We start from the raw sequence: 15561 nt of genomic DNA on the forward strand, positions 1-15561 counted from the left end.
TTATAATTGATGTTTTTCTAAGCGTCTATATAGTGCAGCACGGGTTAAACCTAAATCTTTTGCGGCACGAGAAATATTACCTTGATGCTTTTGTAAAGCTTGTTCTATTAACAACTTTTCAGTTTCTTCTAAGTTTAAACTATTAGCCAATGTAGCTTCTAGTTTTTTAGTTGAAAAATGTAAATCTTCTAATTGAATTTCAGTGTTATCTGTTATAATTACTGCACGTTCTACAATATGTTCTATTTCTCTAATATTTCCAGGCCAATGATATTTTTTTAAACCAGAGATAGCTTGTGAAGTAAAGCCTATTATTTTTTTTCGGTATTTTTGGTTTAGTTTCTTCAAAAAATGATTCGCAAGTAACTCAACATCACCAACACGATCTCGAAGCGGCGGCAAGTTTAATTCGATGGTATTTATTCTAAACAACAAATCCTGACGAAACAATTGCTCTTCTACCATTTTATGAACATTAGCATTTGTAGCACAAATAATGCGTACATCAATAGGGCGTTCTTTACCTTCACCTAAACGTGTTATTTTTCTGTTCTGAACAACAGTTAATAATTTAGATTGTAAATGGAGTGGGAGGTTACCTATTTCATCTAAAAAAATAGTACCGCCTTTTGCTAATTCAAATCTACCAATAGTATCTTTATGAGCATCTGTAAAAGCTCCTTTAGCATAACCAAATAACTCACTTTCAAATAAATTTTCATTTAAAGAACCTAAATCGACATGAATAAAAGGATGGTTTTTTCTTTCGGATTTTAAATGTATTTCTTTTGCAAACACGTATTTACCTGTTCCGTTTTCACCTAAAATTAAAATAGTAGCATCTGTAGGCGCTACTTTTTGCGCCAAGCCAACAGCCGATTTCATTGCTAGCGAAGTACCAATAATATGTTCTGTTTGTTGATGAAAATCTTTATCGTTTAATTTCTGAACTGTTTCTAACTGTGTTGTTTTTCGTTTAGAACGCGATAATTCTATTCCTGAATTTACAATTCCGTATAACTTCTCGGTGTTCCAAGGTTTTAATATAAAATCAGTAGCTCCTTTTTTAATAGCATCAACAGCTAAATTAACACTACCAAAAGCTGTCATTAAAAGCACGGTAGTTTCCGGGCTAACTTCTTTAATATGCTTTAGCCAATACAAACCTTCTTTACCATCTTCATAACCAATACGGTAATTCATGTCTAACAAAACAACATCTATATGGGTTGAAGAAGTTAAATGATTACTTATTTTCTTCGGATTATTAGCTATTATAATTTCGGTAAAATATTTCTTTAAACTTATTCTGGCAGAAAATAAAATGTCATCATCATCATCTACTATCAATATGGTTGCTTCTTTTTTTCTCATATTACATAGTTAGTCAATTGTTTGAATATGAACAAAAAAATGTTCGTTTTTGAACACATATAAAACTAATAAAAAACACAAATACTTAATTATTAGTGTTTTAATCATGTGTTCTCTAATGGCATATTTATGGACTTAACTATGCCAAACGAAGACAAATTATAATGGATAAGCAGCTACAAACTAAAAATAAAACAACTAAAAAGATGCTATTATGGGGAATTCCAATCGTCTTATTAATGAGTGTTATTTTAATGAATTTAACACGTAAAAAACAAGTTAACATTAATAAAGATAATTTAAGTATTAGAGAAGTTACTCGAGGAGATTTTGAAGATGTAATTTTATTTAATAGTACAGTTGAGCCAAAAACTTCTGTTTTAGTAAATGTTATTCAGGGTGGCTCTGTTTCTGAAGTTTTTGTAGAAAGTGGACAAATGATTAAAAAAGGAACGCCTTTATTAAAAGTCTACAATCCGAATGCTGAGTTAAATTATTTAACGCAAGAAACTGCAATGATCGAGCAAATTAATAATTTAAGAAATTTACGTGTAAGTATTAAAAATCAGCAATTGAGTTTAGATCAGCAATTATTGAGTATTAATAATGATTTTAGAAATGCAAAACGCCAATACGATTTAGATAAGAAATTATTTGAGAAAGGAGTTATAGCAAAAAATGATTATGAAAAATCGGCTCAAGAACACTCATATCAAAAAGAGAGAAATGGCGTAATTAAAAAAAGTGTTTCAGAAGAAAAAAGGAGCAGATATTTACAATTATTAAGTATAAATTCATCATTAAATAATATGGAGAAAAGCTTAGAGTTGTTACGAAAAAATAAAGAAAACTTTACTGTAAAAGCGCCTGTAGATGGTTTGTTATCTTCTTTTAATCCAATATTAGGAGAAAATTATAATCAAGGACAGCCAATCGGGAAAATGGATGTTTTAGATGGTTATAAATTAGTAGCAAATGTAGATGAATACTATATTTCTAAACTTAAAAAAGGAATTAAAGGAAGTGTTTCTGTAAATACTGAAAACTATAAAATAGCCATATCAAAAATTTATCCTGAAGTTAAAGGCGGACAATTTAAAGTAGAATTATTATTTGAAAAAGATACTTTATCAAATAACATAAAAAGAGGTATGTCTTTAAAAAGTAAAGTATTTTTATCAAGTAGAACAAAAGCTATATTAATACCTAAAGGATTGTTTTATCAAAGTACTAACGGTAAATGGGTTTTTGTTTTAGACTCGGATAATAAAGCAGTAAAAAGAAACATTAAAATTGGTAGAGAAAATCCTTTTTATTACGAGGTTATAGAAGGTTTAAAGGAGGGAGATAAAGTAATTACTTCTAGCTATGATGATTTTCAGAAAATGGAAGAGGTAAATATAGATTAGAGTTTAAAAGTTGCAAAGTAATAAAGTTAATGTCATTTCGAGCGCAGTCGAGAACTATTAAGTAATAAATTTAAAGACATATTATAATGATAAAAATAACAGATTTAGTAAAGGCATATAGAACAGAAGAAGTAGAAACAACAGCTTTAAACAAGTTGAGTTTAGAAGTTAAAAAAGGAGAATTTGTTTCAATTATGGGAGCATCGGGTTGTGGTAAATCAACTTTATTAAACATTATTGGTTTGTTAGATGCTTCAAATGAAGGGAGCTACTTATTTGATGAAACAGAAGTGGCAAAGTTTAATGAAAAAGAACGTGCTGGTTTAAGAAAATCTAATATTGGTTTTGTTTTTCAGAATTTTAATCTAATTGATGAGTTAACGGTATATGAAAATGTAGAACTTCCTTTAATTTATAATAAGGTAAAAGCATCAGAAAGAAAAGTTAGAGTTACAGAAATTTTAGAACGAATTGGTATTGCTCATAGAGTAAAACATTTTCCTTTACAATTATCTGGTGGTCAGCAACAAAGAGTAGCGGTAGCTAGAGCTTTAGTTACGAACCCTAAATTAATTTTAGCCGATGAACCAACAGGTAATTTAGATAGTAAAAGCGGTAATGATGTAATGGAATTATTAACTGAATTGCATACTTCAGGAGCTACAATTGTTATGGTTACACACTCATCTTATGATGCACAGTTTTCATCAAGAATAATTACTTTAAAGGATGGAGAGGTTATTTCTCAAAACGACAATATTCATAAAGTAGATGTTTTAATCAACTAATTTTAAAAATAAAATTTATGTTACAAATTTGGTTTAAAATATTTTTTAGAAATCAGCAAAAAAACGGGTTAAACACACTTATTAATATAAGTGGATTAACACTTGGTTTGGCTGGTTTGCTAATCGTTTTATTGTATTTAAATGAAGAAAAGAGTTATAATCAATGGAATCCTAATAAAGATGAAGTTTACAGGGTAAACCTTAATCGCCCAACATCTGGTGAAGTTTGGTTTACGGCAAATGCAGGAATGTATTTAACCTATCCAAAAGACTTGCCAGAAGTAACTGAGGCTTTAATGGTAAATCCTTTTTATAGAAGTAAAGTTGTACAATACAAAGATGGCTTTGAGTTTAACGACAAAACGATCTCTACTGAACCTCAGTTTTTTAATTTTTTTCCTTTTGAAATTTTAGAAGGTTCAACTCAAAAATTTGCGGAAACAAGAAATAATATTGCCATTTCAGCAGCATATGCAGAACGCATTTTTAAAGGAGAAAAAGCTGTTGGAAACACTGTTAAAATAGATGGAGATAATTACATAGTTGCTTGTGTTTATAATATTCCTAAAAACTCACACCAAGAACCAGATTTGTTAATGCAATTTAGTGAAGATTTTGAGGTGCATTGGGGTAATCATAACAACGAAATGTTCTGTAGAATAACAGAAGGAACAGATTTAGTGGCTTTAAAACAAAAAATGGATGCCATTATAATTGATAAAGCTTATAAAGAAGATATAGAAGAAGATGGACTTACCATAGCAGAATTTGAGAAGCGTTATGGTTTTCCAACAGTACTTTTAGATAAATTAGATACCTTGTATTTGCACAATACTGCAAAAAGAGCTGGCCCTAGCGGAACAGGAAATTACCAATTATTAATGGTATTATTGGGACTGTCTATTTTGTTAATTGTAATCTCTTGTGTAAACTTTATCAATTTATCTATCGCTTCTGGAAGTCAAAGATCAAAAGAAGTTGGAGTGAAGAAAACATTGGGTTTATTAAAAAAACAATTATTATTTCAATATGTATTTGAAATTGTTTTTCAAGGCTTGATCTCGTTTATTTGTGCTTTAATAATTGTTGAATTAGCATTGCCATTTTTTAATGAATTTGTAGAAAAAGAGATTTCAATTTTACATACAAACTCCTTAATAACATTATTTGTAACTGCTCTTTTAATTTCATTTTTTGTTGGAAGTATTCCTGCAATCTATTTATCGAATTTTAAGGCAATCGAAGTTTTAAAAGGAAGTATTTCAAAAAGCAAAAAAGGGAATTTAGCAAGAAATATAATGCTTGGTCTTCAGTTTTTAATATCAGGTTTTTTTATTATTAGTATGCTAATTGTTGGAGGTCAAATTAATTATATGATGCAAAAAGATCTTGGTTTTGATAAAGAACAAGTCTTATCTGTAAATGTTTATAGTATGCCAGATAAGTATAAAAAGTATAAACTAACCCAAGAAGTTTTATCAAAAAATGAAAATATTATAGATGTTACAACAAGTATGTTTGTGCCTGGAGATGGATGGGTAAGCGGTACTTCATTAAGGCATCCTATAAATGATAAAAGTTATAATTCAGCATCAAATTTAGTGGCTTACAATTATTTAGACTTTGCAAAAATTAAATTAGTAGAAGGTAGAGGTTTTTCTAAAGAAATTACATCTGACAGTATTAACAAAATTATTATAAACGAAACAGCTGCAAAAGAGTTAGGTATTTACAATAAGCCTTTAGGAGAAAAATTAACTTTAGGCTGGTTAAGTGATGATGATTCTACTAATAATTTTGAAGTAATTGGTATGGTAAAAGATTATCACTTTGATGGTTTTGATAAAGAAATTGCGCCAATGTTTTTTGTTCTTTGGGATCGATTTGATTTTACACATAGATGGATTCCTGCAATTCAATTTAAAATAAAAGCAAATAATATAGATAAAACAATAACAGAAATTGAAAAATTTTGGAAGATGAATGTAGATGCCAAATACCCGTTTTCGTATGAGTTTTTAGATAAGAAATTTGCTAAAACCTATGATAAATACAAAAAGCAGCAAAAAATGTTTTTAGTGCTTTCTATTTTAGTTATTTTAATTTCTTTACTAGGTTTATTTGCTTTGGCAACATTAACAATTCAACAAAGATTAAAAGAAGTTGCTATTCGAAAAACATTAGGTGCATCTGTAAAAGAAATAATGTTTCAGTTGCTAAAAAATTTCTTAAAAATTGTACTAATTTCTTCTGTAATATTAATTCCTATCGCGTATTATTTTATACAAAATTGGTTGCAAAATTTTGCATATAGAATAGATATGCCAATACTGCCATATATTTTAACACCAATTATTTTAATTATATTAGTATTCTCTGTGGTTGGTTTTAAAGCATACAAGGCAACTAAAATTGATTTAATTAAATATTTAAAATTCGAATAACATTATAATTGTAAATTATAACTTCTTTTAAAAATTTCATTAATAGGTATAAAAATTTAGATAAGATATGAGGAATCAGAAGTAACTATTGATTCTGTTAATATAGATACAGCTACCGTAATAAAAAAAGAAGTTGTTAGTAAAAAAAGGCTTATAGTACTAGTAAATTATAGCAGATAATTTAAAATCTAAAAAAAGAAGAAGACATGTTTTTAATATGTCTTCTAACTTTTATCTAAACTTATTAATCTAACCCTTCAAAATTATTATTAATAATATTATGAATATACAATTTATAAAACAAACCCTTTGTAACATTTGTTACAAAGGGTTTGTTTTTGTAAATAATCAACAAAAAAAGGGCTAAATTAATTTAGCCCTTTTTTCTAGCCTTATATATTTCCCCCAAAATATATAAAGCTTGTGTGTATAGCATAAATTTAATGATAAATTTATAGTATATATTGTAAATAATCGCATTTATAAGTATTTTGAATATGCTTTTATTAATGGGTATTCTTTTTTAAAATACTCTTTAGGCGATTCTGACATGAATAATTTAAAATCTTTAGTAAAGTGTGAATGATCATAATAATTATACATATAAATAAGGTCATTTATATCAATATTTTTACTTTCATACTCCCGCATCAATTTTATAAAACGTGTTAATCTTATGTATTTTCCAGGAGTGAGACCTATAATTTTTTTGAATTTTGTTTCTAGAGATTTTTGTGAAAGTGAAATTATTTTTAACAAATCTACCACTTGTAACATTCCTTCTTTTTCTAATATATATGTAATAGCTACATCTATTTTTTTAACTGCTTTATCAATATACAAATCTAAATTATCAATAATTTTTATAAAATCATTACTTAGTTTTTCAATATTGTTTTTTATAAATAAAGGATCAAGTTGATCACACAGTTTTTTATTTAAATCTTGTAATTGAGTGTGTTTATTAGTAAGTAAAGATACGTCTGTGCCTAGTATTTTATACAAAGCTGTTGGATGAAGGTTAATACCAATATTGTATCCTTTTAAACTTACTGAAAAATTGTATATAGAATCATATTGCCCCACTATAACTGTTTTATCTATATCAGTATGTTTACCGTTATGCGTAATTGTTTGTTTCTCTCCCGAAATATAAGCAAGAGCAGGAAAACCTGTAGGTATAATTATAGATTTAAATGATGGTGTTGCAAAAGAAATACTAAACATATTATTCACTAATCCTCTTTTATCCTTTTTATCAAAAAATAAATACTCCATGCTTTTTTTGATAAATATATAAAAAAAGGTGCTTACATTTAAGTAAACACCTTTTAGTTGTTTTATTTTTAAAAAAATAATTATTTAGAACTTACAATCCATTTTCGTGCATTCACAAAAGCTTCTAACCAAGGTGAGACTTCATCTTCTCTGTTTTCTGGATAATTAGCCCAGTTCCACTGAAAAGTAGAACGTTCAATATGAGGCATTGTTACTAAATGTCTTCCTGATTTATCAGATAACATTGCTGTATTAAAATCAGATCCATTAGGATTATTAGGGTAGCCTTCATATCCATATTTAGCTACAATATTATAATTCTCTTCTGCTTCAGGTAAGTTAAATTTTCCTTCACCATGAGAAATCCAAACTCCTAATTCAGTTCCTGCTAAAGATGATAACATCACTGAATTGTTTTCTTGAATTTTAACAGATGTAAAAGAACTTTCGTGCTTTTTAGAATCGTTATGTACTAATTTACCATGTACTTTATGATCTGGATTTATTAGATCTAACTCCATCCATAATTGAGCTCCGTTACATATCCCTACAGATAAAGTATCTTCACGTTTAAAGAAATTCTTTAAAGCAGTTTTTGCTTTTTCGTTGTATTTAAAAGCACCAGCCCAACCTTTAGCAGAACCTAAAACATCAGAATTAGAAAAACCACCAACAGCTCCAATAAACTGAATATCTTCTAACGTTTCACGCCCCGAAATTAAATCGGTCATATGTACATCTTTTACATCAAAACCAGCTAAATACATAGCATTTGCCATTTCTCGCTCAGAATTAGATCCTTTTTCACGAATAATTGCCGCTTTTGGACGAGAAGATTGCTTCGTTTTACTCGCAATAACGTCTGCCAATTTACCTGTAAAGTGAGTAGGGAAGGTGTATTGTAAAGGTTGCTTTTTGTAGTTGTCAAAACGGTTTTTCGCTAAACCATTAGCCGTTTGCCTTTTATCTAATAAATAAGATGTTTTATACCAAACATCTCTCATTTCAGTAACATCAAAAGAGAAGCTGTCTTCGTTGTTTTTAATCGTTACTTTTCCTGAATTATTTGCCGTTCCAATAGTAAAGAATTCAATATTATTTTCTGATAAAATAGATTCTACTGAAGCATCAGCTTGAAAAACAATTCCGCTATTTTCAGAGAATAATACTTTAATAGAATCTTCTTCATTTAAAGCAAAAATATTAAAATCGGCACCCAAATTAACATCAGCAAAACACATTTCTAATAAAGTTGTAATCAATCCACCAGAAGCAACATCGTGCCCTGCAGAAATTTTATCAGCTTTAATTAAATCTTGAATCGTATTAAAAGTGTTTTTTACAAAAGCTGAATTTTTTACATCCGGAGCTTCATTACCAATGGTGTTTAAAACTTGGTTAAAAGAACTTCCTCCTAATTTAAATTCATCTTGAGAAATATTGATATAATAAATATTTCCGCCATCAACTTTTAAAAGAGGCTCAACAACTTTAGTTATTTCACTACAGTTACCGGCAGCAGAAATAATAACAGTTCCTGGAGAAATTACTTCTCCGTCTTTATACTTCTGTTTCATTGATAAAGAATCTTTCCCTGTCGGAACATTGATTCCTAAATCAATAGAAAACTCTGAAATAGCTTTAACGGCTTTGTATAAACGAGCATCTTCACCTTCATTTTTACAAGGCCACATCCAATTTGCTGATAAAGAAACCGAAGCTAAATTATCTTTTAAAGGTGCCCAAATAAGGTTGGTTAAAGATTCGGTAATAGAGTTTCTACTTCCTGCTTCTGGGTGAATTAAACCAGAAATAGGCGAGTGGCCAATAGAAGTAGCAACGCCTTCTTTCCCCTTATAATCTAGTGCCATAACACCTACATTATTTAACGGAATTTGTAACGGACCAACACATTGTTGTTTGGCAACTTTACCACCAACACAACGATCTACTTTGTTGGTTAACCAATCTTTACAAGCTACAGCCTCAAGCTGTAAAACTTGTTCTAAATAGATTTGTAAATTTTTAGTTTTATATCTTGAGTTCTTGTAATTTCTTACAATTGTTTTATCGGTCAAAACAGTTTTAGGAGAAGAACCAAACATATCTTCTAAAGCTAAATCCATTGGTTTTTCACCAGTAGTTTCAGACTCAAAAGTAAAACGATCGTTTCCTGTAACTTCTCCAACAGTATATATTGGAGAACGCTCACGCTCTGCAATTTTCTGTAAAGTATCTATATGTTTTTCGGCAATTACTAATCCCATACGTTCTTGAGATTCGTTTCCTATAATTTCTTTTGCTGATAAAGTAGGATCTCCAACAGGTAATTTATCTAGATTGATTTTACCACCTGTATCTTCTACTAATTCTGATAAACAATTTAAATGTCCACCAGCACCATGATCATGAATAGAAACAATAAAATTCTCTTCACTTTCTACCATTCCACGAACAGCATTTGCTGCACGTTTTTGCATTTCTGGATTAGAACGCTGTACTGCGTTTAATTCGATTCCACTAGCAAATTCTCCTGTATCTGCAGATGAAACCGCAGCGCCTCCCATACCAATTCGATAATTTTCACCACCAAGAATTACAATTTTATCGCCTTCTTGTGGCGTATCTTTTAATGCCTGATCTGCTTTTCCGTAGCCAATTCCACCAGCTTGCATAATCACTTTATCAAAACCTAATTTTCTAGGTTTTGCATCGCTAGAAGCAGCATTTTCTTCATGCTCGAAAGTTAAAACAGAACCCGTAATTAATGGTTGTCCGAACTTGTTTCCAAAATCAGATGCTCCATTAGATGCTTTTATTAAAATATCCATCGGAGTTTGGTACAACCAATCTCTAGCTTTAAATTTATTTTCCCAATATCTGTTTTCTTCCAGTCTAGAATAAGAAGTCATATAAACTGCCGTACCCGCTAAAGGTAAAGAACCTTTTCCGCCAGCAAGTCTATCTCTAATTTCTCCTCCAGAACCTGTTGCAGCACCATTAAAAGGCTCAACTGTTGTTGGGAAATTATGAGTTTCTGCTTTTATTGAAATTACAGAATCAAATTCTTTTTTTTCGTAAAAATCTGGTTTGTCTGCTGTTTTCGGAGCAAATTGCTCTACACGCGGTCCTTTTACAAAAGCAACATTATCTTTATATGCCGAAACAATATCGTTAGGAAATTGTTTAGATGTTTCTTTTATTAATTTGAATAGGGAAGTAGGCATCTCTTCGCCATCTATAACAAAAGTTCCGTTAAATATTTTATGACGACAGTGCTCTGAGTTTACTTGGCTAAAACCAAAAACTTCAGAATCTGTTAATTTTCGCCCTATTTTAGTAGCTAAATTTTCTAAATATTCAATCTCTTCAGAACTTAAAGCTAAACCTTCTTGTTGATTATAAGCAGCAATGTCCTCTATATTTAAAATAGGTTCAGGTTGAATATCAATCGTAAAAATATCTTGATTTAAACCGTTATATTTTTGAGAAATCATTGGGTCGAAATCAGAAAAACCTTCTGAAACCACTTCAAATTCTTCTATTCTGATAATATCAGAAATACCCATATTTTGTGTTATTTCTACAGCATTGGTACTCCAAGGTGTAATCATAGCGGCACGTGGACCAACAAAAAAGACGTCGAGAGACGTCGTATTTATTTTAGGTTGGTTGCCAAATAACCAGGTAAGTTTTGAAATAGTTTCGGTAGATAATTCTTTTGTTGTTTGAACAGCAAATATTTTACTGTTAACGTTTCCAAAGAAATGAATCATTGTATTGTCGTATTTGTGTATGTTGTTAAAGCTGTAAATTTACTTATTTAGAATGAAATAAAAGCATAAAAAAAGCAGCAATTTCTTGCTGCTTTTTTTATTTAATTTCTATTTTCAGGTATTCTGTTTATTTCTATTTTACCTTTCTTTTGTGTCTTGTAATTTTCGTAACAATTTAGCACAGCTTCAATCATTTGAAGATCACTTGCTTTTTTTATGAAATATTCAGAATAATTACAATCTGTAAGTAACTTGTTTAATTCCTGTCTATCCATTTCTAGATATTCCATCATTACTTCTCTATCAAACTTACCGGCAAGCATTTTACGTAAATCGTCTTCTTTTTTTAACTTCTTAAGCTTTTTAAGTTGCTTTGGTTTTTTTCCGAAAAGATTGTAAACCAAGTCAACAGGATTTAATAATTTAGCTATCGGAGATGATATTTTTTGCGGCTTACCAATTTCATAAGTTTGTGGTAATCCGTTAATATGAATTCTGGTAAAACGATCTTTTGGAACTTGTTTAACATCAACTTCTAAAACACCTATAAGTTCTGTCGATTTAATTACAACTTCTTTAACTTCTTCAGGTTTCTCTCTTAATGAAATGACAACTTCATTTCCTTTTAAAAGATCATTTGTTACTTTTAATTTTATAGAAGAAAACCCAATGAACGAAACTAAAACAGTATCGTTTGCTTTTGATGTTAATTCGAAAATTCCTTTTTCGTTTGTAATTGTACCAGTAACAGCGTTTAAATTTAAAATATGTGCAGCACTTAATGGTTTTTGAGTATCAGCGTCAATAACTTGACCTTTTAATTTTTGACTTTGAGAGTAACTAATGCTTGATACAAGTATTAGTACTGAAAGAAATAAGTATATTTTTTGCATGATGCAATAATAAGAATTATTGATATGAAAACTAGTTAATTAATTGTGAAATGAATACCACAAACTTCATATAAAAAGAAAAACTATAAATATTTTAAAATATTTATAGTTTTGAGTGTGCACATAGCGGGAGTCGAACCCGCACATCCTTACGGACACAAGCCCCTCAAGCCTGCGCGTCTACCAATTCCGCCATACGTGCGTAAACTAAAAAAGTTAAGCAGATGCTTAACTTTTTTGTGACCGGGCTGGGGCTCGAACCCAGGACCCTCTCCTTAAAAGGGAGATGCTCTACCAACTGAGCTACCAGGTCATTGCTTCCTTCCGAAAGCGGTTGCAAATATACAACTGTTCTTTAAATCTAAAAAACTTTTTTATGATATTTTTTACGGATATTTGTAACAGCTTAATTATTAGTTTATGAAAATAGTATTAGTAGGGTATATGACGAGTGGTAAATCTACAATTGGTAGATTATTGGCAGAAAAAAAGAACTTTTCTTTTATTGATTTGGATAATTATATAGAAGAAAAAGAGAAGTTATCAGTATCAGAAATCTTTAGTACAAAAGGTGAAATCTACTTCAGAAAACAAGAGCACCTATATTTAAAAGAGATTTTAATGTTGAAAAGTGATGTTATTATAGCAGTAGGTGGTGGTACACCTTGTTATGCAGGTAATATGGATGTTATAAAAGAGTCTATAAATACTGTTGCTGTTTATTTAAAAGCAAGTATCACTACAATTGCAACAAGGTTAACAACGGAGAAAAGTCAAAGACCTTTAGTTGCTAGACTAAAAAACGATGAGTTAGCAGAATTTGTAGCGAAACACTTATTTGAAAGAAGTTATTTTTATAATCAATCAAATTACAAAGTAACCGTAGATGATAAAAAAACGGATATGATTGTTACAGAATTAAATGCTTTATTACGTTAAATAAACAAGCGTTTTGTTTTTATTAAATTCAACCACTACATGCTCTTTAATAGAGGTAGAGAGTGAAATACCTTTAAAATCTGCTTTTACAGGATATTTTTTATGATTTCTATTTACCAGCACAGCTGTTTTAAAGCGCTTTAAAGGAACCTCTAAAAAATGTTTTACAGCATATATTAATGTGGTACCTGAGTTTAAAACATCGTCAACCAAAACCAAAGACTTGTTTTTATACTCATCTTTAGTTAAAGAAGTTGTTATTGCCTTAATAGGATTTTTTTTATCAATAAAAACCTTACACAACTGAATTTTTAAAGGTGAAATTTCTGATAAAATTGTATATATTTTTTCAGCAAATAAATAGCCGTTATCAACGATTCCAGCAATTATAATTTCTTTTTCGTTGCTATTACTCTCGTAAATTTGAAAAGCAATACGACGAATTTTTTGTTCAACTTCTAAATTATCTAGTATAATATTATCAGATACTGTCATGCTATTTATTTTAAATGCTAAATATATTACAAATTAATGTCATTTTCTTCAGAATCGACACTATAATCATCGATATCTCTACGGTCTTTTTTAGTAGGTCTTCCAGCACCTTTTTTACGATAATAATCTTTAGAATATTTTAACAAAGCATTTTTCTCAAATTCTTCTTTAGGAGTTAAATCTTTTCTGTATAAATCAACCAATTTAGCACCAACTCGACTTGAAGGTATGTCTAAAACCTTTATTTTATAATTAATTTGATTTTTACGAATAGTTATTTCTTCATTTCCGAATATCTCTTTAGACGGTTTTAAGTTAGTTCCATTAATTTTAATATGTCCTTTTTTACATGTATCTGTAGCGATACTACGTGTTTTAAAAAAGCGGATACACCACAAATATTTATCTATTCTCATATAAAAAGTTAAATTATATCTTTTTGTTTTTTACAAAGGTATAAAAATGGTAAATTGCAGGTTAAAATTTCAGAATTAAATGATAAAATTTAAACACTTATTTTACACTGTTGCTGTTGCTGCAGTTTTATATTCTTGTGGAAGCGATAATAACAACTCTTTTGTTGATAATTTTGATCACGAAGCACAAGCTGTTATTGATAATGATTCATTGGTTAAGTTTTTAAAAAATAATTATTATAACATTGACATAGACTCAGTTAAGGTTATCGATGATAATCAGGTTTCTTTGTTTGATGATGCTAAATTAGTAACTAAAGAGGTTACAGAAAGTGATATTAATTATACATTATATTATTATGTGAAAAATATAGGAGAACCAAATGTAGATAAAGGGTTTCCGACAGTAATGGACTCAGTATATGTTAAATATAGAGGGCAAACTATTTTAAACAATAATAATTTAAGCGATGATTTTGACAAGAACACAATATGGCTATCTTTAAATCGAGTTATACGAGGTTGGACTTACAGTTTTGTTCATTTTAAAGGTGGTAATAATGTAACTCAAGATGGAGAAGAGATAAATTTTGATAAAGGAGGTAAAGGGATTTTATTTATCCCTTCAGGTTTAGCTTATAGAAATGTAGCAAGACCAGGAATTACTGCTAATTCAAATTTAATGTTTACTTTTGAATTATGGGATTTCGTAGAAGGTACTGATGATGACCAAGATAATATTTCTTCTATAAATGAGGATATTGATGGTGACGGTGACCCAAGGAACGATGATACTGATGGAGACGGAAGAGCTGATTATTTAGATGTAGATGATGATGGTGATGGGAAACTAACGAAAGATGAAGATGCAAATGGAGATGGAGACCCTAGGAATGATTTTAGTGACCCTAAAAAACCAACGGTTCCAGATTATTTAAATAGAGATATTAGATAAAATATTTAAGTATATTATATAAAAAACCCGAAGCTTAAAAGCTTCGGGTTTTTTATGCTTATTTTAGAATTAAAATCTATAAGAAAGCCCTAAAATTATTTGGTTCACGCGAGTATCAAAATTTACATCTCCTACATTAGAATCTGCAAACTTAGCTTCTGTATCAGATAAAGCTCTTTCCCAGCGAACATCAAAACCTAATTTACCTAATTCAATACCAGCACCTAATTGTAATCCTACAGAGAATCCATCAGAATTTACTTGCTTTAAATCATCTATGTTAAAATCGGAATCTAAAATATACTGAAAAGATGGCCCCGCAAAAACATGTGCTACTTTTAAAAATTTCATACCAACTAAAACAGGAATATCAATTTTTTGAAATTCATAGGTGGTAGTTTTATTTTGAATACTTCCTGTATTTTGCTTGTAAATTACTTTGTTACTTAACTGTGTATACACTAATTCTGGTCTTATGTACAGACCTGTTAACGGAAGGTTAAAGCGCAACCACATACCTGCGTGAAAGCCCGCCTTACTTTCTGCTCCTTCAAAAACATCGTCTTTTACATTTGAAAATGAATCAGAATTGTAATTTATTCCTCCTTTTATTCCCCCTTGTATTTGACTATGTGTTAGTTGTATTCCTATAAATAGGAATGTTATTAGAATTACTTTTCTCATATTTATTGATTTTTAATTTACTATTAAAACTTATTAATTTAAAAATTATTGGGTTAGGTAAAAGAAAAAGCATCATTTTTTTATAAATGATGCTTTAATATTATAAGTAA

12 protein-coding genes and 2 tRNA genes are annotated in these 15561 nt (G+C 29.5%); 5 read left to right on the top strand and 9 right to left on the bottom strand.

From position 1 onward, the window contains the following. Nucleotides 1–1374 (bottom strand): sigma-54-dependent transcriptional regulator, encoded by a 1374-nt coding sequence (locus tag ACQ629_RS01565; protein ID WP_483706209.1) that lies wholly within the window; start codon nt 1372–1374, stop codon nt 1–3. A 164-nt stretch (nt 1375–1538) separates the two neighbouring features. Here ACQ629_RS01565 and ACQ629_RS01570 point away from each other — a divergent pair, with 164 nt between their 5' ends. The 3 genes from ACQ629_RS01570 (at nt 1539) to ACQ629_RS01580 (ending at nt 6015) form a co-directional block, all read left to right on the top strand. After that, nucleotides 1539–2783, top strand: coding sequence for an efflux RND transporter periplasmic adaptor subunit (locus tag ACQ629_RS01570; protein ID WP_483706210.1), 1245 nt, complete (start codon nt 1539–1541; stop codon nt 2781–2783). A gap of 86 nt (nt 2784–2869) precedes the next feature. Then, nucleotides 2870–3571, top strand: coding sequence for an ABC transporter ATP-binding protein (locus ACQ629_RS01575; RefSeq protein WP_483706211.1), 702 nt, complete (start codon nt 2870–2872; stop codon nt 3569–3571). A gap of 17 nt (nt 3572–3588) precedes the next feature. Further along, nucleotides 3589–6015, top strand: a complete 2427-nt coding sequence (locus tag ACQ629_RS01580; RefSeq protein ID WP_483706212.1) for an ABC transporter permease — start codon at nt 3589–3591, stop codon at nt 6013–6015. Nucleotides 6016–6495: 480 nt separating this feature from the next. On the opposite strand, the gene ACQ629_RS01585 is transcribed toward ACQ629_RS01580, so the two are convergent. From ACQ629_RS01585 to ACQ629_RS01605, 5 genes are all read right to left on the bottom strand, one after another. Then, nucleotides 6496–7293: a helix-turn-helix domain-containing protein gene (locus ACQ629_RS01585; protein ID WP_483706213.1), complete on the bottom strand. Its 798-nt coding sequence runs from the start codon at nt 7291–7293 to the stop codon at nt 6496–6498. 80 nt (nt 7294–7373) lie between these two features. Then, a complete protein-coding gene (gene purL, locus ACQ629_RS01590) occupies nt 7374–11069 on the bottom strand; it encodes a phosphoribosylformylglycinamidine synthase (RefSeq protein WP_483706214.1) in 3696 nt (1231 codons plus the stop codon). 101 nt (nt 11070–11170) lie between these two features. Beyond that, nucleotides 11171–11962: a carboxypeptidase-like regulatory domain-containing protein gene (locus ACQ629_RS01595; RefSeq protein WP_483706215.1), complete on the bottom strand. Its 792-nt coding sequence runs from the start codon at nt 11960–11962 to the stop codon at nt 11171–11173. Between the two features lie 118 nt (nt 11963–12080). After that, nucleotides 12081–12164: transfer RNA gene (locus ACQ629_RS01600), tRNA-Leu, on the bottom strand. 38 nt (nt 12165–12202) lie between these two features. After that, nucleotides 12203–12275, bottom strand: a tRNA-Lys gene (locus ACQ629_RS01605). Between the two features lie 107 nt (nt 12276–12382). Here ACQ629_RS01605 and ACQ629_RS01610 point away from each other — a divergent pair. Further along, on the top strand, nt 12383–12901 hold the full coding sequence (locus tag ACQ629_RS01610; RefSeq protein WP_483706216.1) for a shikimate kinase: 519 nt from the start codon (nt 12383–12385) through the stop codon (nt 12899–12901). Here the strand turns inward: ACQ629_RS01610 and ACQ629_RS01615 are convergent. Then, complete coding sequence (locus ACQ629_RS01615) at nt 12893–13396, bottom strand: phosphoribosyltransferase domain-containing protein (protein WP_275315561.1); 504 nt, start codon at nt 13394–13396, stop codon at nt 12893–12895. The two genes, ACQ629_RS01610 and ACQ629_RS01615, sit on opposite strands and share 9 nt — an antisense overlap. Nucleotides 13397–13422: 26 nt before the next feature. Then, nucleotides 13423–13812, bottom strand: a complete 390-nt coding sequence (locus ACQ629_RS01620; protein ID WP_483706217.1) for an RNA-binding S4 domain-containing protein — start codon at nt 13810–13812, stop codon at nt 13423–13425. 79 nt (nt 13813–13891) lie between these two features. On the opposite strand from ACQ629_RS01620, the gene ACQ629_RS01625 reads away from it, so the two are divergent. Next, a complete protein-coding gene (locus ACQ629_RS01625; RefSeq protein WP_483706218.1) occupies nt 13892–14767 on the top strand; it encodes an FKBP-type peptidyl-prolyl cis-trans isomerase in 876 nt (291 codons plus the stop codon). Between the two features lie 69 nt (nt 14768–14836). Here ACQ629_RS01625 and ACQ629_RS01630 read toward each other — a convergent pair whose 3' ends face one another. Continuing rightward, complete coding sequence (locus ACQ629_RS01630) at nt 14837–15451, bottom strand: porin family protein (protein ID WP_483706219.1); 615 nt, start codon at nt 15449–15451, stop codon at nt 14837–14839. Nucleotides 15452–15561 lie beyond the last annotated feature (110 nt).

This window comes from Tenacibaculum sp. SM2510 (genome assembly GCF_057002845.1).

Bases quoted from the DNA above. Each gene is read 5' to 3' on its own strand.
- ACQ629_RS01625 (WP_483706218.1), top strand. From the start codon at position 13,892: ATGATAAAATTTAAACACTTATTTTACACTGTTGCTGTTGCTGCAGTT.
- ACQ629_RS01610 (WP_483706216.1), top strand. From the start codon at position 12,383: ATGAAAATAGTATTAGTAGGGTATATGACGAGTGGTAAATCTACAATT.
- ACQ629_RS01595 (WP_483706215.1), bottom strand. From the start codon at position 11,962: ATGCAAAAAATATACTTATTTCTTTCAGTACTAATACTTGTATCAAGC.
- ACQ629_RS01620 (WP_483706217.1), bottom strand. From the start codon at position 13,812: ATGAGAATAGATAAATATTTGTGGTGTATCCGCTTTTTTAAAACACGT.
- ACQ629_RS01580 (WP_483706212.1), top strand. From the start codon at position 3,589: ATGTTACAAATTTGGTTTAAAATATTTTTTAGAAATCAGCAAAAAAAC.
- ACQ629_RS01575 (WP_483706211.1), top strand. From the start codon at position 2,870: ATGATAAAAATAACAGATTTAGTAAAGGCATATAGAACAGAAGAAGTA.
- purL (WP_483706214.1), bottom strand. From the start codon at position 11,069: ATGATTCATTTCTTTGGAAACGTTAACAGTAAAATATTTGCTGTTCAA.
- ACQ629_RS01570 (WP_483706210.1), top strand. From the start codon at position 1,539: ATGGATAAGCAGCTACAAACTAAAAATAAAACAACTAAAAAGATGCTA.
- ACQ629_RS01630 (WP_483706219.1), bottom strand. From the start codon at position 15,451: ATGAGAAAAGTAATTCTAATAACATTCCTATTTATAGGAATACAACTA.
- ACQ629_RS01565 (WP_483706209.1), bottom strand. From the start codon at position 1,374: ATGAGAAAAAAAGAAGCAACCATATTGATAGTAGATGATGATGATGAC.
- ACQ629_RS01585 (WP_483706213.1), bottom strand. From the start codon at position 7,293: ATGGAGTATTTATTTTTTGATAAAAAGGATAAAAGAGGATTAGTGAAT.
- ACQ629_RS01615 (WP_275315561.1), bottom strand. From the start codon at position 13,396: ATGACAGTATCTGATAATATTATACTAGATAATTTAGAAGTTGAACAA.